Consider the following 1,491-nt stretch of genomic DNA (forward strand, 5'->3'; position numbering starts at 1 on the left):
CGGAGGATTTCAAGCTAGTTGTCGCCTCGACACATAAAATTCAAGCTGCTTTTCGCTGGTAGTTTCGGGGTTGTTCGGTGGCGTCGGTTGGTTCAGCATGATCAGGATTCAGATGGACTACTCGAATGCGCTGCCAGTTGCGCGTGGGGCCTTTCCAGCGCAGCGGATTTCGTTGCCGCGCGCGCTCGTAGAGAGTGGCGCGTCGGGCCAGAATCTCCTGGTCGAGATGCGCATGGCGCTCAGCCGGGGTGACGAAGCGGATCGCACTGTGGCGGTGTTCGTGGTTGTACCAACGCACCAGTCCTGCGACCCAGGTGCGCGCCGCAAATAGGGTATCGAACGCCTCCAGCGGATAGGCGGGACGGTACTTCAGCGTTTTAAATAGGGACTCGGAATACGGATTGTCGTTGCTCACGCCCGGCCGGCTCAACGACGGCATCACACCCAAGGCCTGCAAGGTGGCGAGCATGGTGGCACCCTTCATCGGGCCGCCGTTGTCGGAATGCAAAATCACCTGATTGGGCCGAATCGCCTCGCGAGCGCAAAGATCCTTGAGGACCTCACTGGCCTGGGCGCTGCTCTCTTCGGCATAGACCTGCCAGCCAACGATCTTGCGGCTGAACACGTCCATAAACAGATACAAATAAAAGTACTGCCCACGTATGGTCGCCGGCAAGTACGTAATGTCCCAACTAAAAAGCTGATTAGGCGTATCGGCGCAGACGGCGCGCGGCTTACTGCGAGCGTGGGTTGGGCGCTCACTGCGCCGATGGGCGAGTTGCTTCTCGGCTTTCAGTACCCGGTAGAACGTCGATTCCGAGGCAATATAGCGTTGCTGATCGGCCAAACGGGGAATAATTTGGCTTGGAGGTAAGTGACCGAATTCAGCGGAGTTTGCCACCGCCAACAGTTCAGCGCGCTCGTCGGCGGAAAGCTTGTGAGGAGGTTCGTATTGTCGTAACGAGCGCCCATCGACCGCGTCAGATTCTGCGCTTTGCCAGCGCTGCACCGTACGCGCGCTCAGCCCCAGGACCTTACACGCAGGCGCTTGGCGGGCACCGGCCAGAGTCGCCTCGCCGATCCAACCAATCATCGTGTTGCGCTCTTCAAGGGCCGTCATTCGGCCTCGCCCTCGAACAACGCACGATACTTTTTTTGCAGCACCAGCAACGCTGCCGCTTCGGCCAACGCCTTCTCTTTACGGCTCAACTCCCGCTGGAGCTGAACGTTCACTTGCTTCAATTCGCGTACTTCCTGCGCGTTCTCGCGCCGACTGCCAGTCCCGCTGGCGGCACAGAAGTCCGAGCGCCATTGCGCGAGATGATGAACAAACAGGCCCCGCTCACGGCACCATGCATTCAGCGCCTCGTCAACCAGCCCGTGACTTTGCTGCAAGGCCAGTAGCCGGTCCTCCAGCGACCAGTCTTCCGGGCGCTTTGCATGTTCAGAATCGGAGCCCCGAGCTGCGGACGTCGTGCCTTTCATCCAGTT

At 59.6% G+C, this 1,491-nt stretch carries 2 protein-coding genes; both read right to left on the bottom strand.

Going from position 1 to position 1,491, the window contains the following annotated elements:
- Window positions 1–40 precede the first annotated feature (40 nt).
- The gene (locus HB633_RS30530; RefSeq protein WP_213781850.1) at window positions 41–1,120 is read right to left on the bottom strand and encodes an IS3 family transposase; all 1,080 of its coding nucleotides are present in this window, start codon (window positions 1,118–1,120) and stop codon (window positions 41–43) included.
- Window positions 1,117–1,491, bottom strand: a 375-nt coding sequence (locus HB633_RS30535; RefSeq protein ID WP_213781851.1) for a transposase, incomplete at its 5' end; no start/stop codon positions are given. The genes HB633_RS30535 and HB633_RS30530, both read right to left, overlap by 4 nt.

The organism is Caballeronia sp. dw_276, from assembly GCF_018449635.1.
Taxonomy (GTDB): domain Bacteria; phylum Pseudomonadota; class Gammaproteobacteria; order Burkholderiales; family Burkholderiaceae; genus Caballeronia.

What these genes read in the sequence shown, in the direction of transcription:
- HB633_RS30530 (WP_213781850.1), bottom strand. Translation starts at nt 1,120, where the DNA reads ATGACGGCCCTTGAAGAGCGCAACACGATGATTGGTTGGATCGGCGAG.